This is a genomic window from Streptomyces griseicoloratus, assembly GCF_014534645.1.
GTDB classification, from domain to species: domain Bacteria; phylum Actinomycetota; class Actinomycetes; order Streptomycetales; family Streptomycetaceae; genus Streptomyces; species Streptomyces griseicoloratus.
On record NZ_JACVQF010000199.1, the window covers coordinates 61,016 to 84,941 of the forward strand.

Genomic DNA, 23,926 nt, shown 5'->3' on the forward strand with positions numbered 1-23,926 from the left:
GCGTGCGCCGTCACGCCGCGGCCAGCGGGCCCCGCTCCTCGCCGTCCCGGTGGATCGGTGCCGCTCCGCCGGTCAGGGGGACGCCGGTACCGCCCCGCCGGGCGGCGACGATCTCCGCCGCGATGGACAGCGCGGTCTCCTCCGGTGTACGGGCGCCGAGGTCCAGGCCGATGGGCGAGCGCAGCCGGGCCAGTTCGCGCTCGCCCACGCCGGCTTCGCGCAGCCGGCGGGCCCGGTCCTCGTGCGTGCGGCGGGAGCCCATGGCGCCGACGTACGCGACCGGCATGCGCAGCGCCTCCGTCAGCAGCGGCACGTCGAACTTGGCGTCGTGGGTGAGCACGCACAGCACGGTGCGTCCGTCGGTCGGGGTGCTCCGCAGGTAGCGGTGCGGCCAGTCGACGACCACCTCGTCGGCCTCGGGGAAGCGGGCCGGGGTGGCGAAGACGGGCCGTGCGTCGCACACGGTCACGTGGTGACCGAGGAACTTTCCTGCCCGTACGAGTGCCGCCGCGAAGTCGACCGCGCCGAAGACGATCATGCGGGGCGGGGGCACGCTCGACTCGACGAGCAGGGTGAGACCGCCGGGGCAGTGCGACCCGTCCTCCGACAGGGCGACCGTGCCGGTGCGTCCGGCATCGAGCAGGGCCCGGGCCTCGGCGGCCACGGTGCGGTCCAGCTCGGGGTGGCCGCCGAGGCCGCCCTCGCAGGCGCCGTCGGGGCGTACGAGCAGGGCCCGCCCGAGGAGTTCCGCCGGGCCCCGCACCACCCGGGCGAGGGCCGCCAGCTCCTGCCGGGCGAAGGCCGGCAGGGCGGCCCGGAACACCTCGCGCGAGGGCGCGTCCGCGGTGACCGGAGTGACCATCACGTCGATGACTCCGCCGCAGGTCAGGCCGACCGCGAAGGCGTCCTCGTCGCTGTAGCCGAACCGCTCGCGGACCGTCTCGCCGTCCTGGAGGGCCCGTACGCACAGCTCGTACACCGCTCCCTCCACACAGCCGCCGGAGACGGAGCCGATCACCGTGCCGTCGCCGTCGACGGCGAGTGCGGCGCCGGGTCCGCGCGGTGCGCTGCCGCCGACGGACACGACGGTGGCGACGGCGAAGTCGCGGCCCTCGTCGAGCCAGCGGTTCAGCTCGTCCGCGATGTCAAGCACGGGACGCTCCCGTGCCGGCCGACAGGACGCGGTCGGGCCGGATGGGCAGGCTGCGGTGGCGGACGCCGGTCGCGTGCCAGACGGCGTTGGCGATCGCCGCCGCGGCGCCCACGATGCCGATCTCGCCGACGCCCTTGATGCCGACCGGGTCGTCCGGGTCGTGGTCCTCCACCCAGTCGGCCTCGACCAGGGGTACGTCGGCGTGCGTGGCGACGTGGTAGCCCGCGAGGTCGGGGCCGTAGTGGCCGCCGGTGTTCCGGTCGCGGACCGCCTCCTCGTGCAGGGCCATGGAGATGCCCCAGGTCATGCCGCCGACGAGCTGGTTGCGGGCGGTGAGGGGGTTGACGATCGTGCCGGCCGCGAAGATGCCGAGCATGCGGCGCACCCGCACCTCGCCGGTGGCGGTGTCCACGGCGACCTCGGCGAACTGCGCCCCGTAGGAGTGCCGTTCCTTCTGGGCGAGGGCGCCGAGGGCCTCGGTGGTGTCGGACCGTACGGTGATGCCCTCGGGCGGGATGTCCGTGCCCAGGGCGAGCCGCTCGCGCAGCTCCCGGGCCGCCGCCGTGACCGCCCATGCCCAGGAGCGGGTGCCCATCGAGCCGCCGGCGATCATCGCGGGCCCGAAGTCGCTGTCGCCGATCCGCACCCGCACCCGCTCGGGCGTGACCTCCAGCGCGTCGGCGGCGACGAGGGTGAGGGCGGTACGGGCGCCGGTGCCGATGTCGGCGGCGGCGATCCGCACGGTGAAGCCGCCGTCCGCCTCGGCGGTGACCAGCGCCGTGGACGGCCCGGCGCCGGCGAAGAAGGACGCCGCCGCCGTGCCGGTGCCGAGCAGCCAGCGCCCGTCGCGGCGCAGCCCGGGGCGGGGGTCGCGGTCCGCCCAGCCGAAGCGGCGGGCGCCCTCGCGGAAGCAGGCGGCCAGGTTGCGGCCGGCGAACGGCAGCCCGGACACGGGACCCGTCTCGGGTTCGTTGCGCAGCCGCAGGTCGATGGGGTCGACGCCGCAGCGTTCGGCGAGCTCGTCGAGCGCGGCCTCCAGCGCGAACGACCCCGGCGCCTCGCCCGGGGCGCGCATCCAGGTCGGTGACGGCACGTCGAGCCGTACGACGTGGTTGGCGGTGCGGTGGGCGTCGGCGTCGTACATGACCCGGGCCACGCCGGCGCTGGGCTCGACGAACTCGTAGACGGTGGACGTCTGGTTCAGCGAGCGGTGCTCCAGCGCGCGCAGCCGGCCATCGGGGTCGGCGCCGAGCCTGACCCGCTGGACGGTGGGGCTGCGGTAGCCGGTGAGGGAGAACATCTGACGGCGGGTCAGCACGACCCGCACCGGGCGCTGCAGGGTGGTCGCGGCCATCGCGGCGGACACCTGGTGGGCGCGGACGCCCTTGCTGCCGAAGCCGCCGCCGACGTGTTCGGACCGCACCCGCACCGCGGACTCGTCGAGCGAGAACAGCTTCGCGAGTTCGCTCTGCACCCAGCTGGCGCCCTGGTTGGAGTCGACGATCTCGAGCCGGCCGCCGTCCCACCGCGCGGTCGCCGCGTGCGGCTCCATCATGCTGTGGTGCTCTTCGGGGGTGGTGTACTCGGCGTCCACGACATGTGCGGACGCGGCGAGTTCGGCCTCCAGGTCGCCCTTCTCGGTCACCGCGGGCATGTGCCCGTCGGCGGCGTAGGCGTCCGGGTGGGCGGCGACGAGCGCGGTGTCGTGCGGCTCCCGCTCGTACGTCACCACGAGCGCTTCGGCGGCCTCCCTGGCCTGCTCGGGCGTCTCGGCGACGACCAGCGCCACCGGCCAGCCGACGTGGGGCACCCGGTCGTGCTGGAAGAGGGCGGCGGTCGGGTCCGGGATGCCCAGCATGCCGACGTAGTCGGTGGTGAGCCGCGGGGCGTTGCCGTGGTGCAGCACGGTGAGCACGCCCGGCATGTCCAGGACGGGGCCGGTCTCGACCGAGCGGATGCGCCCGCGGGCGACGGTCGACAGGACCAGCCAGCCGTGCGCGAGATCGGCGAAGGGGATCTCACCGGCGTAGCGGGCGGCTCCGGTGACCTTGTCGCGGCCCTCGACGCGGGTGTGGGCGGTGCCGACGGCGCCCTTGACCGTCGTACGGCCGGTCGTGGCGGTGGTCATCGGGCGGCCTCCTCGGCGAGTTCGGTCAGCACGGCCACGACGAGGTTGCGCATGAGGGTCACCTTGTATCCGTTGTCGGGCAGCGGCCTGGCGGCGGCCAGTTCGGCGTCCGCGGCGGCGGCGAAGGTGTCGCCGGAGGCCGGTGCTCCGGTCAGCACGGCTTCGGCGGCGCGGGCCCGCCACGGCCGGGAGGCGACCGCGCCGAGCGCCAGCCGGGCCTCGCGCACGACGCCGTCCCGCACGTCGAGCGCGGCGGCGACCGAGCCGATCGCGAAGGCGTAGGAGGCGCGCTCGCGCACCTTGCGGTAGCGGGAGTGGGCGGCGACGGGGGCGGGCGGGAGGGTGACGCCGGTGATCAGGGCGCCGGGCGGCAGTGCGGTCTCGCGGTGCGGGGTGTCGCCGACGGGCAGGTAGAAGTCGGCGAGCGGCAACTCGCCGGGCCCGTCCACCGTTTCGTAGGACACGACGGCGTCGAAGGCGGTGAGGGCCACGCCCATGTCGGAGGGGTGCACGGCCACGCAGTGGTCGGAGGCGCCGAGGACGGCGTGGTTGTGGTGCTCGCCCCCGACGGCGGGGCAACCGCTGCCGGGGACCCGCTTGTTGCAGGGCCCCGCCACGTCGGTGAAGTATCCGCAGCGGGTGCGCTGGAGCAGGTTGCCGCCGACGGTGGCCATGTTGCGGAGCTGTCCGGAGGCGCCGGCGAGTACGGCCTGGGTCAGGGCCGGGTAGCGGCGGCGGACTTCCGGGTGGGCGGCGAGGTCGCTGTTGGTGACGGTGGCGCCGATGCGCAGGCCGCCGTCGTCGGCCGGCTCGATCCGGTCCAGCGGGAGTTCGCGGACGTCGACGAGCAGCGCGGGGCGTTCGACGCCGGCCTTCATCAGGTCGACGAGGTTGGTGCCGCCGCCGAGGAAGCGCGCGTCGGGGTCGGCGGCGAGCAGGGCCACGGCGCCCGTGACGTCGGGGGCGCGCCGGTAGTCGAACTCCCTCATGCCGACGCCTCCTTCGTGGTCTCCTCGTGGGCTTCGGCGGCGCGGGCGACCGCCTGGACGATGGAGACGTAGGCGCCGCAGCGGCACAGGTTGCCGCTCATCCGCTCGCGGATCTCCTCGGCGGTCAGCGGTGGCGGTCCGGCCTCGGGCCGTACGTCGTCGGTGACGGCGCTCGGCCAGCCGGCCGCGTGTTCCTCGATGACGGCGACGGCCGAGCAGATCTGGCCCGGCGTGCAGTAGCCGCACTGGTAGCCGTCGAGGTCGAGGAACGCTTGCTGGACCGGGTGCAGCCGGTCGCCCTCGGCCATGCCTTCGATGGTGGTGATCTCGCGCCCCTCGGCCGCCACCGCGAGGTGGAGGCAGGAAACGGCGCGGCGCCCGTCGATCAGGACGGTGCAGGCGCCGCACTGTCCCTGGTCGCAGCCCTTCTTGGTGCCGGTGAGATCGAGGCGCTCGCGCAGGGCGTCGAGCAGGGTGGTGCGGTGGTCGACGGACAGCGGGTACTTCTCGCCGTTGATGTTCAGGGTGATGGCACTGTGCGTCGACGAGGAAGCTGGGGCCATGATCAGCCTTCTTTTGCGTCAGGAGACAAAGTGTTGGCGCTGTACGCAGCGAGTTCGCGTCGGGAACCGGGAACGTGTCGGAAAAGTGTCGGACGTGGGGGGACTGCCCGTGGCCGGGCGCGGTCGGACGCTCACCGCGGGAGCGCATCCGCCGCTATGGTGAAACACAACCGGACGACTGTCCGTTCAATGCCAACGTAACGGACAGCTGTCCGCTTAGCAAGGACGGGATTCGGCCACTACCCCGGAGGGAGGACGAGTGCCGCAGCCGAAGAGGGACACCCCGATGCGCTCGGACGCGCAGCGCAACCGCGAGCGCATCCTGCACGTGGCCACGGCCGAGCTGACGCGCTGCGCGGACGTCCCGCTGAGCGCGATCGCCAAGAAGGCGGGCGTCGGGCAGGGCACCTTCTACCGCCACTTCCCCAGTCGCGAGGCGCTCGTCCTGGAGATCTACCGCTACGAGATGCAGCAGGTCGCCGACAGCGCGGCCATGTTGCTCGCCGTCCGGGAGCCCGATCAGGCCCTGCGTGAGTGGATGGACCGGGTCGCCCGTTTCGCCATGGCCAAGGCGGGGCTGGCGGACGCCATCCGCAAGGCCACCAGCGGTCCGGGCAGCCCCGCCAAACCGGGGAACGCCCCCGTGACGACCGCGGCCGAGATGCTGCTGCGGGCGAACGAGGAGGCGGGCACGATCCGCCCCGGGATGACCGCCGACGACCTCTTCCTCGCCATCGCCGGTCTCTGGCAGATCGACCCCCGGGGGGACTGGCAGCCGCGCGCCGCCCGGCTGCTGGACCTGGTCATGGACGGCCTGCGGGCAGGCGCGGCCGGACGGTGACCGGGACGGGCGACGCGCTCGCCCGTCGTCCGGACGCCGGATGGGCGCGGGCTCGGCGAGGCCGGCCGGCCCGGGACGCAGGGATGCTGTCGTGCCGACAGTGATGCGCCGGCCGGTGCCACCACGGGCCGATCACGGCACCTGCCTCACGTGCCCCGATCGAGGCCCCCGTCGCCCGAACCGATCATGGCCGCCGTCCGCATCGATCACCGCCTGTCGCCGGATCGAGCAGGACTGCGCCGAACTGATCAGGGCGCACGCTGAACCGGTCGGCGGGCGCCCGCCGAATTGCTCGGGACGGCCCGTCCAGCGCTCGGGACGGCCCGTCGATCTGCTCGGGACGGCTCGGCGAAACGGTGGGACGGCTCGCCGAGCCGGTGCGGGGACGTTCGGCGGGTCAGCCGGCGTGTCCGTGTTCCCGGCGTTCCCGGCGTCCGTGCTCGCCCTGTGGCCGCGGCAGATCCCGAGCCGGGGCCGGTTGTCCGCCGGCCGGCGTCTCGGCACGCGGTCCGGGTCCCGCGGGACGGCCGCGGAAGCGGTAGCGGCGTTCGGGCCGGCCCGCCGCTCCGTAGCGCAGGGAGACCTCGGCGCTGCCGATGGTGTGGAAGTGCTCCAGGTAGCGGCGGGCGCTGACCCGGGAGACACCGGTCAGGGCCGCGCACTCGCTCGCGGACAGGGTGCCGTCGGCCTCCCGGAGCGTGCGCTCGACCAGCTCGGCGGTCTCCACGCTCATCCCCTTGGGCAGCGCCGGTACCGGGGCCGGCGGCGCCGGCACGCCGGCCAGGACGCGGTCGACGTCGGCCTGGCTGCGTACCACCGTGCCGAGCAGACGGCCCCGCTGGACGGCGTAGCGCTCCAGCCGTACCCGCAGGTCCTCGAACTCGAACGGCTTGAGCAGGTAGTCGACGACGCCGTGCCGGACGGCGCCCCGCACCGTGTCCGCCTCCCGGGCGGCGCTGATCACCATGACGTCGCAGTCGTGCCCGGCGGCGCGCAGCCGCGGAATGACGTCCAGGCCGAAGAGGTCGGGCAGGTACAGGTCGAGCAGGACCAGATCGGGCCGGAGTTCGTCGACGGCGGCGACGGCCTGCTCGCCGGTGCCGGCGACCCCGACGACCCTGAAGGGCTCGACGCGCTCGACGAAGGCACGGTGGACCCGGGCCACCATGAAGTCGTCGTCGACCACGAGGACGCCGATCACGTCGGCCGCCCCGCTCGCCTCGCTCGCGCCGGTCGCCTCGACCGCTGCGGCCGTCCCGGACAGGGCGCCCGTACCCCTCATGATGCTGCTCCTTCCGCCACCGCGTCGGTGAGGTGGCTGACGGTCATGCGTGCGGTGAACACGGCCCCCTCGGGCGTGTTGGTCACCGATATCTCACCGCCGTGACGTTCGCAGACCAGCCGGGTGAGCGCCAGGCCGATGCCGCGCTCGCCCTGCCGGGCGGCCTTGGTGGTGAAACCGTGGGAGAAGACCTCGCGGGCCAGTTCGGGCGCCACGCCGGGTCCGGAGTCGCGGACCACGATCTCCACGCTGGAGGCGTCCTGTCTGAGCTCGACCTCGACCCAGGCGTCCTCGCCGTCGCCGTCCGCCGCCGCGGCGGCGTCCACCGCGTTGTCGACGAGGTTGCCCACCACGGTCGCCACGTCGGCGGCGTCCTCCGGGGCGAGCCGGCCGAGGGCGGTGCGGTCGGAGACGCGCAGGGAGACCTTCCGTTCGGCCGCGAGGGAGGACTTCGCCGTCAGCAGGGCGGCGACGGCGGTGTCGCGGACGCGGCGGCTGAGGGTGACGTCCAGGGAGGCGCGGCGCCGGTTGAGCGCGCGGATGTAGCGCACCACCTCGTCCTGCTCGCCGATCTGGATGAGCCCGGAGATGGTGTGCAACTGGTTGGCGAACTCGTGGGCCTGGGCGCGCAGCAGCTCGGAGGTGCTGCGGAAGGCGCCGATCTCCCGCTCCAGGCGCGCGAGCTCGGTGCGGTCGCGCAGGGTGGTGACCGAGCCGAGCCGGCGGCCGTCCTTCGTGACGGTCATGCGGTTCATCACCAGGACCCGCCCGTGGCGGACGACGACCTCGTCGTGGCGGCGCTCGGCGGCGTCCGCCGAGGACCCGGACAGGACGTCGCGCAGCCGCCCGTCGATGCCCAGAGCGTCCAGGCTCTGGCCCACGCAGTCCTCCGGGAGGCCGAGCAGGCGCCGGCCCATCTCGTTGACCAGGGTGAGCCGGTGCTGCGGGTCCAGGGCGATCACGCCCTCGGCGATCCCGTACAGCATCGCCTCCCGGTGTTCGGCGAGCCCCGCGATCTCGCGCGGTTCCAGACCGAGGGTCTGCCGTTTCACGCGCCGGGCGAGCAGCCAGGAGCCGGCCACGCCCAGACCGCTGGCGATGCCGAGGTAGGCGAGGAGGTAGGAGGAGGCGCCGCTCAGCCGCTGCCACACCGTCGGGTCGGCCTCGCCGACCATCACCGTGCCCAGGTGCCGGCCGAGGTTCTGGCGGGTGGCGCCCAGCACCGGCACCTGGGCGACGAGTTCACGGCTGCCGTGCAGTGTCAGCGCGCCCGACCAGCCACGTCCCTCGACGGCACCCCGGCCGAGGGGCAGCCGGCCGCCGATCACGGTGGGGTCGGTGGAGCTGACGATCCGGCCGTCGGCGTCGGCCACCGTGACCGAGGTGACCCCGGACTGGGTCTGCGTGGCGTTCACCAGCGGGGCGAGGGCCTCCTGCGGCTCGGGCCGCGACAGTTGGCTGCGTACCAGGGGCATGGCGGCGAGCTGTTCGGCCAGGGCGCCGACGCGGCGGCCCTCGACCCGGTTGAAGGTCGCCCTGGACTGGGCGAGTGAGACGGCGGCGACCGCGAGCAGCACCACGACGACGATGGCGAGCTGGAGGACCAGCATCTCGCCCGCGAGGGTCTGTCGGCGGAAGGTGGGGGCCACGGCGGACTCGATCTCGGCTGACGGGGAGGACGGGGAGGACGGGGAGGGGGCGCGGATATGGCGGATGTACGGGTACGTCGGGGACGACGGGCGTGCGGGTACGGCGGATGGGCGGGTACGGCGGGTGTGTGGGTCGCCATCATGGCGCCCACCTGCGGCGAAGGGAAGGGATGCGCGGCCCGCGGCGGGAACCGGCGACCGCAATGACCACAACCTCCCTTGCTTCCGCAAGGCAGACAGACCCCGGGCGTGCGGGCACCATGTGGCCCACCTCACCCTCCCCCACAGGGCTCCCCTTACCGCTCGACACAACCCGACAGGTGGTGACATCCGTGCGCCTGCGCACCCCCCTGGCCCTGCTCGGGGCCGCCGTGCTCGTGCTCGCGGGACCGCCGCTGCTCTCCACGGGCAGCGGCGCCGAGACCGGCACACAGATCCCGGGCCTGCGCTTCATGGTCCCCAACACGCCCGGCGGCGGCTACGACATCACCGCCCGCACGGCCGCGAAGAACGCCGAGGACGCCGGGCTCACGCACAGCATCGAGGTGTTCAACCTGCCCGGCGCCGGTGGCACCGTGGGCCTGAGCCGGCTGGTCAGCGAGCACGGCAACGGCAAGCTGGCGATGTCGATGGGCCTCGGCGTCGTCGGCGCCGTCCGCTCCAACCACGCCCCGAAGACGCTCGCCGACACCACGCCGATCGCCCGGCTCACCGAGGAGCAGGACGTCGTCGTGGTCGCCAAGGACTCCCCGTACCGGACCATCGACGAGCTGATCACCGCCTGGAAGAAGAACCCGGGCAAGCTCCCCGTGGGCGGTGGATCGTCGCCCGGCGGACCGGACCACCTCGCGCCGATGCTGATGGCCCGGGCCGCCGGGATCTCCCCCAAGGCGGTCAACTACATCCCCTTCGACGGCGGCGGCGAGCTGCTCGCCTCGATCCTCGGCAACAAGGTCGCCTTCGGTGTCTCCGGCGTCGGCGAGTACCTGGACCAGATCAAGGCCGGCGAGCTGCGGGTGCTGGCGGTGACCGGGCCGGAGCGGGTCGAGGAGCTGAAGGACGCGCCCACGCTGAAGGAGTCCGGCTACGACGTGAACTTCACCAACTGGCGCGGCATCGTCGCCCCGCCGGGCCTGTCCGAGGCCGAGCGGGACAAGCTGACCCGGCTGGTCGAGGAGCTGCACGACTCTCCCGAGTGGCAGAAGTCCCTGGAGCAGAACGGCTGGGACGACGCCTTCCTCAGCGGAGAGCGGTTCGGCGCGTTCCTGGACGCCCAGGACAAGCGTGTGGTGTCGGTGCTGAAGGAGCTGGGGCTGTGACGACGCGGACGAAACCTGCTCCGGCCCCGGCGGCCGAGCGCGGCTCGTGGCTGCGCGAGCACTCCGAACTCGGCGTCTGCGCCCTGCTGCTGACGCTCGGCGTGCTCGTCCTGACCGACGCGCTGACCATGGACGTCGACATCACCCAGCGCGGTCCGGTCGGCCCGAAGACGGTCCCGGTGGTCGTCGGCGTGGGCCTGCTCGTGATCGCCGCCCTGCTCGCCGTCGACGTCCTGCGCGGCGGCCGGGGCCAGGCCGAGGGCGGCGAGGACGTCGACCTGTCCGAACCGGCCGACTGGCGCACGGTCCTCCTGCTCGCCGGGATCTTCCTCGGCGCGTCCGTGCTCATCGAGCCCCTCGGTTTCCCCGCCGCGGGTGCCCTCCTGTTCTGGGGAGCCGCGTTCGCCCTCGGCAGCCGCCGTCTCGACCGTGATCCGCTGATCGCCGCGGTGCTGTCCCTGGTCACCTACGCCGTCTTCGACAAGCTGCTCGGAGTGCCGCTGCCCGGCGGTCCGCTGATGGGAGTGCTGTGAGATGAACGCCCTGAACTCCCTCCTGGACGGCTTCGGTACGGCCCTCAGCCCGCTCAACCTCCTCTGGGCCGCCCTCGGCGTCCTGCTCGGCACGGCCATCGGCGTCCTGCCCGGTATCGGCCCCGCGATGGCGGTGGCGCTGCTGCTGCCCGTCACGTACGGGCTGGACCCGGTGGCGGCGTTCATCATGTTCGCCGGCATCTACTACGGCGCCATGTTCGGCGGCTCGACGACCTCGATCCTGCTCAACACGCCCGGCGAGAGCGCCGCCGTGGTCGCGGCGATGGAGGGCAACCCGATGGCCAAGTCGGGGCGCGGCGCGCAGGCGCTGGCGGCCGCCGCAATCGGCCACTTCGCGGGCGGCATGGTCGGCACGGTCCTGCTGGTGGCGCTCGCGCCGACGGTCGCGGACCTGGCGGTGGACATCGGCGCGCCGGACTACTTCGCCATCATGGTGCTGGCGTTCATCTCCGTGACGTCGGTGCTGGGCTCCTCGCGCATCAGGGGCCTGGCCTCCCTGCTGATCGGCCTGACGATCGGCCTGGTGGGCCTGGACCAGATGACCGGCCAGCAGCGTCTGACCTTCGGCTCGCTCCAGCTCGCCGACGGCATCGACGTGGTGATCGTCGCGGTCGGTCTCTTCGCGATCGGCGAGGCCCTGTGGGTGGCGGCCCATCTGCGGCGCAGGCCGGCCGAGCCGATCCCGGTCGGCCGCCCCTGGCTCGGCCGCGACGACGTCCGCCGCACCTGGAGGTCGTGGCTGCGAGGCCCGTTCATCGGCTTCCCGTTCGGAGCGATCCCGGCGGGCGGCGCGGAGATCCCCACCTTCCTCTCCTACGTCACGGAGAAGCGCCTGTCGAAGCACAAGGACGAGTGGGGCAAGGGCGCCATCGAGGGCGTCGCCGGCCCGGAGTCGGCGGCGTCGGCCTCGGCGGCGGGCACGCTGGTGTCGATGCTGACCCTGGGCCTGCCGACGACGGCGGTCGCGGCGGTCATGCTGGCCGCGTTCCAGCAGTACGGCATCCAGCCCGGTCCGCTGCTCTTCGAGCACGAGCCCGAGCTGGTGTGGGGTCTGATCGCCTCGCTCTTCGTCGGCATGGTCCTGCTGCTGGCGCTCAACCTGCCGCTGGCGCCGGTCTGGGCCAAACTGCTGCGCATCCCGCGGCCGTACCTCTACGCGGGGATCATGTTCTTCGCGGCGGTCGGCGCCTACGCGGTCGGCGGCGAGGTCGTGGACCTGGTGACCCTGCTGGTCATCGGCCTGGTCGGCTTCGGCATGCGGCGCTACGGCCTGCCCATCCTGCCCGCCGTGATCGGCGTCATCCTCGGCCCGAACGCCGAGCAACAACTGCGCCGTGCCCTGCAGATCAGCGACGGCAGCGTCACGGGCCTGGTGAACACGCCGTTCGCGGTGACGGTGTACGCGGTGATCGCCCTGCTGCTGGCATGGCCGCTGGTACGGCGTCAGGTAAACCGCAGGCGCACCCGGACCGCAGCCTGACCTCCGCCCAGGACCGCGAGCCGGCCGTACCGCGTCCCGGTGCCGTCGGTGACGGGTGTGGGCCGGCCCGGAAGCCCGGCCCGGCCCACACCCTCGACCACGACAGTCACCCGAGGAAGGACAACCTCACCCGGCGCTCGGGGTTGTCCTTGTTGGTGTCCACCAGGCACACCGACTGCCAGGTGCCCAGCTCCAGCCGTCCGCCCAGCACCGGCAGTGTCGCGTGCGGCGGTACGAAGGCGGGCAGGACGTGGTCGCGGCCGTGGCCGGGGCTGCCGTGGCGATGCTGCCAGCGGTCGTCGGCGGGCAGCAGGGTGTGCAGGGCGGCCAGCAGGTCGTCGTCGCTGCCCGCGCCCGTCTCGATGATCGCGATCCCGGCGGTGGCGTGCGGGACGAAGACGTTGAGGAGGCCGTCGCGGCCGGCCGCCACCTCGCGCAGGAAGGACTCGCAGTCGCCGGTGATGTCGGCGACCCGCTCGGTGGAGCCGGTGGCGAGGTTCAGGACTCGGGTGGTGAAGGCATCTGGCATGCCCCCCATCCTGACGCACGCGGCGGCCCGGGCGCGGGAGCGTCGGGCCGGTGAGCGGCGGGGGGAAGATCGAGGGCCTCGGCGCCGTTGGTGGAATCGTGAACAACACACACGAGGTCGAGGTCGTCGTCATCGGTGCCGGTCAGGCCGGACTGGCCGCCGCCCACCACCTGCGGCGCACGGGGTTCGAGCCGGAGCGCGACTTCGTGGTGCTGGACCACTCCCCCGGACCGGGCGGCGCCTGGCAGTTCCGCTGGCCGTCGCTGACGTACGGCAAGGTGCACGGGATGCACTCGCTGCCGGGAATGGAACTGACCGGCGCGGATCCGGCCCGGCCGTCCTCTGAGGTCGTGGCCGAGTACTTCGCCGCCTACGAGCGCGCCTTCGATCTGCGGGTACGGCGCCCCGTCGATGTCCACGCCGTGCGCGAGGGGAGCGACGGGCGGCTGCTCGTGGAGTCCTCGGCCGGTACCTGGCCGACGCGGGCCCTGATCAACGCGACCGGCACCTGGGACCGGCCCTTCTGGCCGCGTTATCCGGGCCAGGAGACCTTCCGGGGGCGGCAGCTGCACACCGCGCAGTACGCGGGGCCGGAGGAGTTCGCGGGGCAGCGGGTGGTCGTGGTGGGCGGGGGTGCCTCGGGCACCCAGCACCTGCTGGAGATCGCGCCGTACGCCGCGGCCACGGCATGGGTGACCAGGCGACCGCCCGTCTTCCGTGAGGGGCCCTTCGACGAGAACGCGGGCCGGGCCGCGGTGGCGCTGGTGGAGGAGCGGGTACGGCGGGGGCTGCCGCCGCAGAGCGTGGTGTCGGTGACCGGGCTGCCGCTGAACGACGCGGTCCGGGCGGGCATCGACTCGGGCGTGCTGGATCGCCGGCCCATGTTCGACCGGGTCACGCCCGACGGGGTGGCGTGGAAGGACGGACGGCGGTGGAGCGCCGACGTCATCCTGTGGGCGACCGGGTTCCGGGCCGCCATCGACCATCTGGCACCGCTGCGGCTGCGCGAGGCGGGCGGCGGGATCCGCGTCGAGGGGACGCGCGCGGTGGCCGATCCCCGGATCCACCTCGTCGGCTACGGACCGTCGGCCAGCACCATCGGCGCGAACCGGGCGGGGCGCGCGGCCGTCCGGGACATCAGGCGGCTGCTGGCCGAGGAGGCACCGGCCGCCGCGTGACGCCCCGTCGGCTCATCAGGTCTTCGCTCCCTCGCGGGGCGAGGCGCTCCGCCGGTTGCGGTCGGCCTCGGCGACGTTGCGCTCGTGTTCGTCCTGGTCGGCCGTGAAGCGGGTGTCGCCCGGCTTGACCGTGACGAAGTACAGCCAGTCGCCCGGGGCCGGACTGATCGCGGCGCGCATCGCCGCCTCGCCCGGATTGTCGATGGGAGTCGGCGGCAGGCCCATGCGCTGGTACGAGTTGTAGGGGCTGTCGATCCCCGTGTCCTTGGCGGCGGCCTTCGGGGCGGAGCGGCCCAGCGCGTAGTTGATGGTGGAGTCCATCTGCAACGGCATGCCGCGCGCCAGCCGGTTGTAGATCACCCGGGCCACCTTGCCCATGTCCCCCTTGGTGGCGGCCTCGGCCTGCACGATGCTCGCGATGGTGACCGCCTGGTAGACGTTCAGCGCGTTGCGCTGGGCACCCGCGGCGATCGGGGCGCCGTGGAACTTCCTGTTCGCGTTGTCGACCATGGCCGCCAGCAGTTTCTCCGGGGTCGGCCGTTCGCCGAGCGGATACGTCCCAGGGAAGAGATAGCCCTCGGGATTGCCCTCCGCGTCGTTCGGCAGCTTCAGGTTCGCCTTGGCGAGCGAGTTCCTGGTGGTGCCGGGGGGCAGTTCGAGGGTCTTGTCGACGGCATCGTAGATCTGGGTGGCGCGCCAGCCCTCACGGATCACCAGGGACGTGGGGCGGGGCTCCCCCTCGTCGTCGCCCGGGGTCAGCAGGGGCACCGCCACGGCGGTACCGGCCACGACCGCTCCGCTCGCGATCAGGGCGATGCGGCCCCGGCGCGTCAGTCGGATCCTGTTCCTCATGCTTCTCGCGCTCCGTGACGGAGTGTTCATCTGCATGCGGGCACGGTAACCTCCGAATCTCACCAAACCTGGCATATCGTCATTTCGTCGGCTCCAGTCGTGCGTCCCTTCGGACCAGGGCCGCATAGCGCCCGTCCCGCTCCAGCAGCTCCTCGTGCGTGCCCCGTTCGGCCAGCCGTCCGGAGTCGAGGACCACGATCTGGTCGGCGCCGCGGACGGTGGAGAGCCGGTGCGCGATGGTGAGCGTCGTACGGTCGGCGGACAGGGCGTCGATGGCCGCCTGGACGGCGGCCTCGGTGCGGGTGTCCAGGGCGCTGGTCGCCTCGTCGAGGATGAGGACGGGCGGGTCGCGCAGGATCGTGCGGGCGATGGCCAGGCGCTGCTTCTCGCCGCCGGAGAAGCGGTGGCCGCGCTCGCCGACCACCGTGTCGTAGCCGTCGGGCAGGGCGGCGATGTGGTCGTGGATCTGGGCCGCCTTCGCCGCCGCCACCAGCTCCTCGTCGGTGGCGTCGGGCTTGGCGAAGCGCAGGTTCTCGGCGACCGAGGCGTGGAAGAGGTACGTCTCCTGCGAGACGACGCCGACCGCACGGGCGAGGGTGTCGAAGTCGAGGTCGCGCACGTCGACCCCGTCCAGGGTGACGCGGCCGCCCGTCACGTCGTACAGCCGGGGCACCAGGTAGCCGAGGGTGGACTTGCCCGCGCCGGTCGGACCCACGACGGCGAGGCTGCCGCCGGCGGGGACGGTGATGTCGATGCCGGCGAGGACCGGGCCGCCCTTGTGGTCGTAGCGGAACTCGACGCCCTCGAAGCGGACCTCCCCCCTGACGCGGTCGAGGTGGACGGGGTCTTCCCGCTCGGTGATGTCGATCGGCAGGTCGAGGTACTCGAAGATGCGCTGGAAGAGCGCGAGCGACGTCTGGATCTGGACGCCCGTCGACAGCAGGCTGACCGTCGGGCGGAACAGACCCTGCTGGAGCGAGACGAACGCGACGATCGTGCCCAGGGAGACGTCGGGGCCGCCGAGCTGGAGGGCGACGCCCGCGGTCCAGTAGATGACGGCGGGCATCGCGGCCATGACGATCGTGATGACGGCCATGCGCCAGCGGCCCGCCATGTTCGACTTCACTTCCAGGTCGACCAGGCGCTCGGACTCCTCGGAGAAGGCGCGGGTGAGCGAGTCGGACCGGCCCATGGTCCGGCCGAGCAGGATGCCGCTGACGGAGAGCGACTCGGTGACGGTGGCGGCCATGGCGGCCATCTGCTTCTGGCGCCGGGTGGTGATCTTCCGGCGTTCGCGGCCGACGCGGCGGCTGATCCACACGAACACCGGCAGCAGGAGCAGCGAGACTACGGTGAGCCGCCAGTCGAGGGCGATCATCGCGACGATCGTGGCGATCACGCTGGTGAGGTTGGAGACCAGGGAGGTCGCCGTGGAGGTGACGGTGGCCTGCATGCCGCCGATGTCGTTGGCGATGCGGGACTGGACCTCGCCGGTGCGGGTGCGGGTGAAGAAGGCGAGGGACATGCGCTGCAGCCGGCCGTAGACCGCGGTGCGCAGGTCGTGCATGACGCGCTGGCCGACCGTCGTGGAGATCAGTGTCTGCAGCACGCCGAAGACGCTGGTGAGGACGGCACCGAGGATCATGCCGAGGGCGAGCAGGCTCAGCAGGCCGGTGCGCCGCTCGGGGATCGCGACGTCGAGGATCTCCTTGAGCAGGAAGGGCGTGGCGACGGAGACCAGTGACGCGGCGCCGACGAGCAGACCGACGACCGCGAGGCGGCCGCGGTAGGGACGGAAGAGCTTCAGGATGCGGCGCACCTGCCGGGGCTGTTCCTGCGCGTCGGCGGGCGGGGTCCAGGTGGGTTCGTGATCGGGGTGCATGGGCTCCTACGGGGGTCGGCAGGGCTGGCCGCGGGACGGCGCTCGGATCGTAGCTCATTGTTACCTATACTCACAATGAACGTCGTCCTGATATTGTTCCCGCATGACCGCCCCCGACCCCGACGGCCTGCTGGCCGAGCAGTTGCTGCGGCTCACCCGCCGGGTGCACCGCATCCAGAAGCGCCACCTGGAGATACGCGACCTCGGCATCACTCCGGCCCAGTCCCGGCTGCTGCGCACCCTCGCGCACTACGGCTCACCGCCCCGCATGGCCGACCTCGCCGAGCGCCTGGAGGTGGTGCCCCGGGCGGTGACGACGCTGGTCGACGGCCTGGAGGCGGCCGGGAAGGTGCGCCGGGTGCCGGATCCGGCCAATCGCCGGGTGATCCGGATCGAGCTCACCGACGACGGGCGCGCGGCCCTGCGGGAACTGCGCCGCGCGCGCCGCTCGGCCGCCGAGGAGATCCTCGCCCCGCTCACGCAGGAGCAGCGCGCGGCACTGGGCGGACTCCTGGACACGCTGATCGACGGGAGCGCCGGCGAGGGCGGCCGGTGTTCCGCGCCGTAGCCTGAGGGCTCGGGCGCTGCCGATCCCTTCCGCGCCCAGCCGGTGGGCTCGCGGTCAGGCCCTCAGATCCGCCCTGTCCCCCATCACCACCACGGGGTGCCGGTCCGGATCCAGCGTGCGCAACAGGTGCTCCATCGCCTGCCTGGGCAGGCTGACACAGGCCGACGTGCCGCTTCCGTGGTCCATGTGCAGCCATATACCGCCGCCCTTGGACGTGCCTTCCGGGCGGGTCGGATCGTTCGGCGGGGTGCCCTTGACCCGGTTGTAGTCGATGGCGATGACGTAGTCGAAGTCGTGCCAGTACGACTTGGCCCACCAGCGCGGCGCCGCGAAGGCGGCGGACCTGGTGTAGGGCAGGCCGTCGTCCGGATCCGCGTCCGGGTCCGGGAGCACACCGCCCGCGTCGCTGAGCGTGAACACGCCGATCGGGCTGCGCCTGTCGTTCTCGTGGTGGTCGGCCGTCCAGCCCTTCGTCCCGTTGTGCGCCGCCCAACTGCCCGCCCGGCGCCAGGCGGAGCCCTCCCTGGTGTACAGCACGACCGTGGAGTCGGCGGAGTCCTTGCCGTCGCCGTACACCGCGACGACCTGCCGGGACTCGGCGGGGATCTGCCGCTGGAACCGGTCGCCGACGCCGGGGATACGGGTCGGGTCGGCGGAGGCGCCGTGCGTGCCGGCCGCACCGCCCGTGGGCGGCACCGCCGTGGGGTCCGCCCGGTGCCCGGACGGGCCACCGCAGGCGGACAGCGCCGTCAGCAGGGATCCAAGGGCCACCAACGCGACCGCCGTACGCCGTGCACCGCCATTCCGCATCGCTCCATCCTCGCACTCGCTCGCACCCGCTCCCGGACGCCACCGCCGGCTCCGGGCCGGCCGCGGTCCTTCCCCCGCCGCGGGCCTCTCCTTTCCTCCCTCGCCACGGCCGTCACCCCGCCACGGCGCTGCCCCGCCACACCGGGCGACCGGACCGCGGCGGACGGCAGCCGAATCCGTGCCCCGACGCGGAAAACCGCTTGCTTTCGACCACGCGGCGACGCGAACCTTGCACGGTTTGCAGCCTCTTGATGCCGTGTTGCACGGCACCTCCCTGACACGAGCCACTGGGACGCCATGCAGATCCAAGACCTTCCGTTTCCCGACCCGGGCGTGCCGGACGCGCGTTCGGGCCCTCGATTCCTGTGGTGGCTCTTCCGGAACCAGCTGGGCGGGCAGCTCAAGTCGCTGGCCTGGGGACTTCTCCACTTCGCTTCTGTCTCGGCCCTGCCGTTCTGTGTCGGCCTCGCCGTCCAGGCCGTCGTCGACCGCTCCGGTACGCGACTCGCCCTGGCGGGCGGCCTGCTGGCGCTGTGCTGCGCGGGGAACGCGCTCGGCGACACCTTCCTGCACCGCGCCGCCGTGACCAACTGGATCACCGCTGCGGCCCGCGTCCAGCAGCTGCTCGCCCGCAAGGCCGCGCTGCTGGGCTCGGCACTGACGCGGCGCGTCGCGGCCGGTGAGGTCGTGGCCGTCTCCACGGGCGACGTGGAGAAGATCGGCTGGTTCGTGGAGGCCCTGTCCCGCTTCACCGCGGCGGCGCTGACCATCGTGCTGGTCTGCGTGAGCCTGGTGGTCTACGAGCCGGCGCTCGGCGTCGTCGTGGCCGTGGGCCTGCCGGTGCTCGCCCTCGCGGTGCTGCCGCTGCTGCCCCGGGCGACCCGACGCGCCGACGTCCAGCGGGAGAAGGCCGGCCGCGCCACCGAACTGGCCTCGGACACCGTCGCCGGTCTGCGCGTGCTCCGCGGTATCGGCGGCGAGGAGCTGTTCCTCGACCGGTACCGCAGCGCCTCCCAGGAGGTCCGGCACGCGGCCGTGCGCAGCGCGCGGATGTGGTCGCTGATCTCCGCGATCCAGGTGCTGCTGCCGGGGCTCCTGCTGATCGCGGTGGTCTGGTACGGCGTGCGCCTGGCCCACGACGGCCGGATCGGCGTCGGTGAACTCGTCACCGTGTACAGCTCCGTCATGATCCTCACCTACCCTCTGCGGCACTTCGAGGAGATCGCCATGGCGTACTCCTTCTCGCGGCCGTCGGCCAAGCGGGCCGCCCGGGTGCTGTCGCTGGAACGGGCCACGGACACCACGGGGTCGCGCGCCGGGGCCGTCCCGTCCGGGGACCTGTACGACCCGGCCACCGGTCTGCTCGCTCCGGCGGGCCGGCTCACCGCCGTGGTGTGCGGCGACCCGGACGCGGCCGGCCGCCTGGCGGAACGGCTCGGCGGGCACGCCTCGGAGAAGGGGACGTCTGCGCTGCTGGGCGGGGTCGCGCTCGACGAACTTCCGCTGGACTCCGCGCGCACCGCCGTCCTGGTGCAGGACAAGGACCCGGTGCTGCTCTCCGGCACGCTGCGCGAACTGCTCGACGTACCCGCGTCCGGTGCCGTCGGCGCCGAGGACGCGCTGGCCGCGGCCCAGTGCGGGGACGTCCTGGCGGCGCTGGTGCAGGGATCGCTCGGGGCCGAGGACCCGATGGACGCCCGTATCACCGAACGCGGCCGCTCGCTCTCGGGCGGCCAGCGCCAGCGGCTCGCGCTGGCCCGGTCCCTGATCACCGATCCGCAGGTGCTCGTCCTGGACGAGCCGACCTCCGCGGTGGACTCGCACACCGAGGCACGGATCGCGGAAGGGGTGCGGAAGCTGCGTACGGGGCGCACGACGGTGGTGTTCACCTCGTCGCCGCTGCTGCTGGACCGTGCGGACCGGATCGTGTTCCTGCACGACGGCGAGGTCGCGGCGGTCGGCGCCCACCGGGAGCTGCTGCACAGCGAGCCCCGGTACCGGGCGGTGGTGACGCGCGAGACCGACGAGGAGACCGCCGCGCACCGGGACGAGGCGCGGGACAGGACCCTGGACGACGACGCGCTCGGTGACGACGACGTACTGCACCGACTGGAAGAGATCGAGGAGACGGCATGATCGGCGTGGCGCCACCGTCGTACGACCCGGCGGCCCCCACCACGGCGAGCACCCTGCCCGTCGGTGCCCCCACGACCGTACGTGCGTACGTGGGGGAACTGCTGCGCCGGCACCGCCGGGCCTTCCTCTTCCTCGTCGCCGTCAACACCGTCGCCGTGGTCGCCTCCATGGCCGGCCCCTACCTGCTGGGCGGGCTCGTGGAGCGGGTGTCGGACGACGCCCGCGAGCTGCACCTGGGGCTGACGGCCACGATGTTCGTGATCGCGCTCGTCGTCCAGGCCGTGTTCGTGCGGGAGGTACGGCTGCGCGGGGCCATGCTCGGCGAGCGGATGCTGGCCGACCTGCGCGAGGACTTCCTCGTCCGGTCGGTCGGACTGCCGCCGGGCGTGCTGGAGCGGGCCGGCACGGGCGATCTGCTCTCCCGGATCACAACCGACATCGACCGCCTCGCCAACGCCATGCGCGAGGCCGTGCCCCAGCTGTCGATCGGCGTCGTCTGGGTGGCCCTGCTGCTCGGCGGGCTCGTGGTCACGGCTCCGCCCCTGGCACCCGCCGTGCTCCTCGCCGTTCCGCTGCTGGTGATCGGCTGCCGCTGGTACTTCCGCCGGGCGCCCTCCGCCTATCGCTCGGAGGCCGCCGGGTACGCCGCCGTGGCCGCCGCGCTCGCCGAGACCGTGGACGCCGGACGCACCGTCGAGGCCCACCGCCTCGGCGCCCGCCGCATCGAGCTGTCCGAGCGCCGGGTCCGGGAGTGGACGGCGTGGGAGCGTTACACGCTCTGGCTGCGGTCGGTGCTCTTCCCGGTCATCAACGTCACCCATGTGACCGTGCTCGCCTCCGTCCTGCTCATCGGCGGTGTGTTCGTCCTGCAGGGCTGGATCGGGGTCGGTCAGCTGACGACGGCGGCACTGATCGCGCAGATGCTCGTCGACCCGGTCGGCCTGATCCTGCGCTGGTACGACGAGCTGCAGGTGGCCCAGGTCTCGCTGGCCCGGCTGGTCGGCGTCCGGGACATCGAGCCGGACGCCGGGGACCCGTCGCTCGCCCCCGACGGGCGGCAGGTGCACGCCGACGGGGTGCACTTCGGCTACGTCGAGGGCGTGGACGTCCTGCGCAAGGTGTCGCTGGAGGTCGCCCCGGGCACGAGGCTCGCGCTGGTGGGTCCCTCCGGCGCCGGCAAGTCCACACTGGGCAGACTGCTCGCCGGCATCTACGGCCCCCGCGACGGCCGGATCACCCTGGGCGGCGCGGAACTCTCCCGGATGTCCGCCGAGCGGGTCCGCTCGCACGTGGCCCTGGTCAACCAGGAGCACCACGTCTTCGTGGGCTCCCTGCGCGACAACCTGCGCCTGGCCCGCAGCGGTGCCACGGATGCCGAGCTGTGGGCGGCGCTGGGCGCGGTCGACGCCGATGACTGGGCCCGTGGCCTCGACGAAGGGCTGGACACCGAGGTCGGTTCGGGCGGCTTCGCGCTCACCCCGGCGCAGGCCCAGCAGATCGCGCTGGCCCGGCTGGTGCTGGCCGACCCGCACACCCTGGTGCTGGACGAGGCCACGTCCCTGCTCGACCCGCGGGCGGCACGCCACCTCGAACGGTCCCTGGCCCGCGTCCTGGACGGCCGTACCGTGATCGCCATCGCCCACCGGCTGCACACCGCCCACGACGCCGACGTCATCGCCGTCGTCGAGAACGGCCGGATCAGCGAGCTGGGCAGTCACGACGAGCTGGTCGCGGCGGACGGCGCCTACGCGGCCCTCTGGCGGTCCTGGCACGGCTGACCGAAGCGCCCCGCTCCGGCTCGTGAAGGTGCTGGCTCCCGGCCAGGCTGCCTTGCACCGTCGGGGGCGGGCTCGGGCGCGCGGGGGCCGGCCCGGTGAAACGTACGGGCTCGGGGAGGCGAGCGGGCTTGGTCGTGCCGGGGCCGGGCTGCTCAGGCCCCGGCTCGGACGGCCGAGGGACGAGCCCGCCGAGCCCGGAACGCCACACGCCCGGTCCAGGCACCCCGGGCCCCCGCCCAGACGCTCCATGGCCCAGCCCGGACAGCCCAGCGCCCGGCCCAGAACACCACTGGCCGACTGACTCCTGCGATCGAGGAAGGCCGGATACGGACGGTAACGACCCACCCCCGGACGGTCAGGGACCGGACTCGGGCACGTCCCGCCGCCGGTCTGCGGGGGCGGACCGGGGGTACCCGGTCCCCAGCACGGGCCCGTGCCGTTGCGTGCTCCCGAACGGGGGTGGAAGTCTGGGAGGAGGCACCGGCTCGGGGAGCGCCCGCACGGCGCGCCGTACGGCGACGGGCGACGCCTGTGCCCCGTGCAGCGGCGACCCGCCGCGACCCACGGCGAGAAGGGGCCCGTCCCCACCCCCAGGAGGTACCCGTGAACAGCGCCGACGGATGGGGAGATGACGTCTACCAGCCCGACGGTTCCGAGCAGAGGGAAGACACCGGGCTGCTCGACGCGGAGGACACCCTGGAGTACGACGGTGTCGACGACCCCCTCGACCGCGGCTGGTCCCCGCCCGAGCGGCCCTGGGCGGTGGAGCACACCGGCGTGACGGCCGGGGAACGCCACCGCGGCGAAACGCTGGACCAGCGGCTCGCCGAGGAGCAGCCGGACACTCTCGCGCCCGACGGCGACGGCCTGGGCGATGCCCAGGGGACCGACGGCGAGCTGTTGGACAACGAGGTCGGGGCGGCCCGCTCCGGCCGGCTCGTGGCCCCCGACGAAGGGGCCCACGAGGACGACGAACCCGCGCTGGTCGCCACGGACGTGGGCATCGACGGTGCGGCGGCCTCCGCCGAGGAGGCGGCGGTGCACATCGTCGACGAGGACTCCTTGCCTCGCTGACCGCTTCGCCCCCGCCGGCCGCGCCGTTCGTGAGCCGTCACCCCGACCCGTGCCGTACGAGGAGCAGTCATGCAGCAGGACAAGCACCCGGACTACCACCCCGTGGTCTTCCGCGACCGCGCCGCCGGTTACGCCTTCCTCACCCGGTCCACCGCGACCAGCGACCAGACGATCGCGTGGGACGACGGCGAGACCTACCCGGTGGTGGACGTGGAGATCTCCTCGGAGAGCCACCCGTTCTACACGGGCAAGGCGCGGACGGTGGACTCGGAGGGACGCGTCGCCCGCTTCGAGCGCCGCTACGGCGGCGGCGAGGGGCAGAGCGCCGGCGGGACGGGCTGAAAGAGCCGGCCTGGTCAGATGACGTTGAGTGCGGCCGCGCCGCCCACTCCGCCGAGCACCATGAACGCCGGCATCAGCACCTTCAGCTCCACCCAGCTGCCGGCCCGGAACCGCATGCCCTTCGGCGGGCCGATGGGGTACCAGCGCTTGCGGCCCACCGGTATCGGCCACAGTATGGGGCAGCCCGAGACGGTCAGCGCGTCCCCGATGTCGTGCACCAGCGCGCCGAGCACTATCGGCAGCCCGAGCCACAGGTACTCCTGGCCGGGCGCGGTGAACAGCCAGTCCGAGCCTCCGTCCGGCTTGTCCAGGATCCCGGCGAGGATCCACGCGCTGGTCGCGGCCAGCAACCAGACGAGGACGTCGCTGCTGGAGCCGCGGGCCGCCCGCCACAGCAGTCCCTCGATGGCGAGCACCATGTGCACGAAGAGGATCGCCAGCACCGCCCAGCGCCCGCCCGTGATGGCCAGGACCGAGGTGCCCGCGCCGATCAGGACCGCCCACAGCCAGGTGTGCGTCAGCGTGCGATGGCCGCCGGAGCGGCGTGGGTCGCCCTGCTTCTTGGTGGCCTTGTAGACGGCGTACGACAGCTTGTCGACGATCTCGCACAGCCCCCGCGAGACGGGTCCGAAGGCCCGGGAGATGGTGGCGGCCTTGTGGTCGAGGTCCGGGGCGAGCGCGGCCCCGGCGCAGATGAGGGCTCCGGCGAGCAGGACGGGCCAGGGCATCGGGTGCCCGGCGGCGGCCGTGGCCGCTCCTACGCCGAGCCAGGCAGCGGCGCCCGACAGTGAGTGTGCTGGTCCCATCATCGCCGTTGCC

Annotated in this window: 21 protein-coding genes; 10 read left to right on the forward strand and 11 right to left on the reverse strand. The window is 73.3% G+C overall.

From position 1 onward, the window contains the following. Positions 1 to 10: 10 nt before the first annotated feature. Genes H0H10_RS19370 through H0H10_RS19385 form a run of 4 tightly spaced genes read right to left on the reverse strand, consistent with a single transcriptional unit; the run spans position 11 to position 4,833 of the window. On the reverse strand, positions 11 to 1,153 hold the full coding sequence (locus tag H0H10_RS19370; RefSeq protein WP_188182268.1) for an XdhC family protein: 1,143 nt from the start codon (positions 1,151 to 1,153) through the stop codon (positions 11 to 13). Next, positions 1,146 to 3,281 carry a xanthine dehydrogenase family protein molybdopterin-binding subunit gene (locus H0H10_RS19375; protein ID WP_188182269.1) on the reverse strand — a complete coding sequence of 712 codons (2,136 nt, stop codon included), beginning with the start codon at positions 3,279 to 3,281 and terminating at the stop codon, positions 1,146 to 1,148. Before H0H10_RS19375 ends, H0H10_RS19370 begins: the two co-directional genes overlap by 8 nt. Continuing rightward, positions 3,278 to 4,270 carry an FAD binding domain-containing protein gene (locus H0H10_RS19380; protein WP_188182270.1) on the reverse strand — a complete coding sequence of 331 codons (993 nt, stop codon included), beginning with the start codon at positions 4,268 to 4,270 and terminating at the stop codon, positions 3,278 to 3,280. The genes H0H10_RS19375 and H0H10_RS19380 overlap by 4 nt, the downstream gene beginning before the upstream one ends. After that, positions 4,267 to 4,833, reverse strand: a complete 567-nt coding sequence (locus H0H10_RS19385; protein WP_188182271.1) for a (2Fe-2S)-binding protein — start codon at positions 4,831 to 4,833, stop codon at positions 4,267 to 4,269. The genes H0H10_RS19380 and H0H10_RS19385 overlap by 4 nt, the downstream gene beginning before the upstream one ends. A 286-nt stretch (positions 4,834 to 5,119) precedes the next feature. Between H0H10_RS19385 and H0H10_RS19390 the strand changes: the two genes are divergently transcribed. After that, positions 5,120 to 5,674 carry a TetR/AcrR family transcriptional regulator gene (locus H0H10_RS19390; protein WP_188182473.1) on the forward strand — a complete coding sequence of 185 codons (555 nt, stop codon included), beginning with the start codon at positions 5,120 to 5,122 and terminating at the stop codon, positions 5,672 to 5,674. A 397-nt stretch (positions 5,675 to 6,071) separates the two neighbouring features. Here the strand turns inward: H0H10_RS19390 and H0H10_RS19395 are convergent, their stop codons facing one another. Both H0H10_RS19395 and H0H10_RS19400 read right to left on the reverse strand, forming a co-directional pair. Further along, positions 6,072 to 6,956 (reverse strand): response regulator, encoded by an 885-nt coding sequence (locus tag H0H10_RS19395; RefSeq protein WP_223180118.1) that lies wholly within the window; start codon positions 6,954 to 6,956, stop codon positions 6,072 to 6,074. Continuing rightward, complete coding sequence (locus H0H10_RS19400) at positions 6,953 to 8,605, reverse strand: sensor histidine kinase (protein WP_188182272.1); 1,653 nt, start codon at positions 8,603 to 8,605, stop codon at positions 6,953 to 6,955. Before H0H10_RS19400 ends, H0H10_RS19395 begins: the two co-directional genes overlap by 4 nt. A 332-nt stretch (positions 8,606 to 8,937) precedes the next feature. Between H0H10_RS19400 and H0H10_RS19405 the strand changes: the two genes are divergently transcribed. Genes H0H10_RS19405 through H0H10_RS19415 form a run of 3 tightly spaced genes read left to right on the forward strand, consistent with a single transcriptional unit; the run spans position 8,938 to position 11,958 of the window. Next, a complete protein-coding gene (locus H0H10_RS19405; protein ID WP_309141842.1) occupies positions 8,938 to 9,924 on the forward strand; it encodes a Bug family tripartite tricarboxylate transporter substrate binding protein in 987 nt (328 codons plus the stop codon). Beyond that, complete coding sequence (locus H0H10_RS19410; protein WP_188182274.1) at positions 9,921 to 10,457, forward strand: tripartite tricarboxylate transporter TctB family protein; 537 nt, start codon at positions 9,921 to 9,923, stop codon at positions 10,455 to 10,457. The genes H0H10_RS19405 and H0H10_RS19410 overlap by 4 nt, the downstream gene beginning before the upstream one ends. 1 nt (position 10,458) lies before the next feature. Further along, positions 10,459 to 11,958, forward strand: a complete 1,500-nt coding sequence (locus H0H10_RS19415) for a tripartite tricarboxylate transporter permease (protein ID WP_188182275.1) — start codon at positions 10,459 to 10,461, stop codon at positions 11,956 to 11,958. Positions 11,959 to 12,064: 106 nt separating this feature from the next. Here H0H10_RS19415 and H0H10_RS19420 read toward each other — a convergent pair whose 3' ends face one another. Next, the gene (locus H0H10_RS19420) at positions 12,065 to 12,487 is read right to left on the reverse strand and encodes a YjbQ family protein (protein ID WP_188182276.1); all 423 of its coding nucleotides are present in this window, start codon (positions 12,485 to 12,487) and stop codon (positions 12,065 to 12,067) included. Between the two features lie 98 nt (positions 12,488 to 12,585). Here H0H10_RS19420 and H0H10_RS19425 point away from each other — a divergent pair, with 98 nt between their 5' ends. After that, positions 12,586 to 13,665, forward strand: a complete 1,080-nt coding sequence (locus H0H10_RS19425; RefSeq protein WP_188182277.1) for an NAD(P)-binding domain-containing protein — start codon at positions 12,586 to 12,588, stop codon at positions 13,663 to 13,665. Between the two features lie 15 nt (positions 13,666 to 13,680). Here the strand turns inward: H0H10_RS19425 and mltG are convergent, their stop codons facing one another. Together mltG and H0H10_RS19435 are read right to left on the reverse strand one after the other, a co-directional pair. After that, positions 13,681 to 14,553 carry an endolytic transglycosylase MltG gene (gene mltG, locus H0H10_RS19430; protein ID WP_188182278.1) on the reverse strand — a complete coding sequence of 291 codons (873 nt, stop codon included), beginning with the start codon at positions 14,551 to 14,553 and terminating at the stop codon, positions 13,681 to 13,683. 43 nt (positions 14,554 to 14,596) lie between these two features. Further along, complete coding sequence (locus tag H0H10_RS19435; RefSeq protein ID WP_188182279.1) at positions 14,597 to 16,399, reverse strand: ABC transporter ATP-binding protein; 1,803 nt, start codon at positions 16,397 to 16,399, stop codon at positions 14,597 to 14,599. Between the two features lie 103 nt (positions 16,400 to 16,502). Here H0H10_RS19435 and H0H10_RS19440 point away from each other — a divergent pair, with 103 nt between their 5' ends. Next, positions 16,503 to 16,967: a MarR family winged helix-turn-helix transcriptional regulator gene (locus H0H10_RS19440; protein ID WP_188182280.1), complete on the forward strand. Its 465-nt coding sequence runs from the start codon at positions 16,503 to 16,505 to the stop codon at positions 16,965 to 16,967. Between the two features lie 54 nt (positions 16,968 to 17,021). Here the strand turns inward: H0H10_RS19440 and H0H10_RS19445 are convergent, their stop codons facing one another. Beyond that, positions 17,022 to 17,777 (reverse strand): L,D-transpeptidase family protein, encoded by a 756-nt coding sequence (locus H0H10_RS19445; RefSeq protein ID WP_188182281.1) that lies wholly within the window; start codon positions 17,775 to 17,777, stop codon positions 17,022 to 17,024. Positions 17,778 to 18,074: 297 nt separating this feature from the next. On the opposite strand from H0H10_RS19445, the gene H0H10_RS19450 reads away from it, so the two are divergent. From H0H10_RS19450 to H0H10_RS19465, 4 genes are all read left to right on the forward strand, one after another. After that, positions 18,075 to 19,913: an ABC transporter transmembrane domain-containing protein gene (locus H0H10_RS19450; protein ID WP_188182282.1), complete on the forward strand. Its 1,839-nt coding sequence runs from the start codon at positions 18,075 to 18,077 to the stop codon at positions 19,911 to 19,913. Then, positions 19,910 to 21,691: an ABC transporter ATP-binding protein gene (locus H0H10_RS19455; RefSeq protein ID WP_188182283.1), complete on the forward strand. Its 1,782-nt coding sequence runs from the start codon at positions 19,910 to 19,912 to the stop codon at positions 21,689 to 21,691. The genes H0H10_RS19450 and H0H10_RS19455 overlap by 4 nt, the downstream gene beginning before the upstream one ends. Before the next feature lie 603 nt (positions 21,692 to 22,294). Next, positions 22,295 to 22,765, forward strand: a complete 471-nt coding sequence (locus tag H0H10_RS19460; protein WP_188182284.1) for a DUF5709 domain-containing protein — start codon at positions 22,295 to 22,297, stop codon at positions 22,763 to 22,765. Positions 22,766 to 22,834: 69 nt separating this feature from the next. Continuing rightward, positions 22,835 to 23,107: a type B 50S ribosomal protein L31 gene (locus tag H0H10_RS19465; protein WP_188182285.1), complete on the forward strand. Its 273-nt coding sequence runs from the start codon at positions 22,835 to 22,837 to the stop codon at positions 23,105 to 23,107. Between the two features lie 14 nt (positions 23,108 to 23,121). Here the strand turns inward: H0H10_RS19465 and H0H10_RS19470 are convergent, their stop codons facing one another. Next, on the reverse strand, positions 23,122 to 23,916 hold the full coding sequence (locus H0H10_RS19470) for a metal-dependent hydrolase (RefSeq protein ID WP_188182286.1): 795 nt from the start codon (positions 23,914 to 23,916) through the stop codon (positions 23,122 to 23,124). Positions 23,917 to 23,926 lie beyond the last annotated feature (10 nt).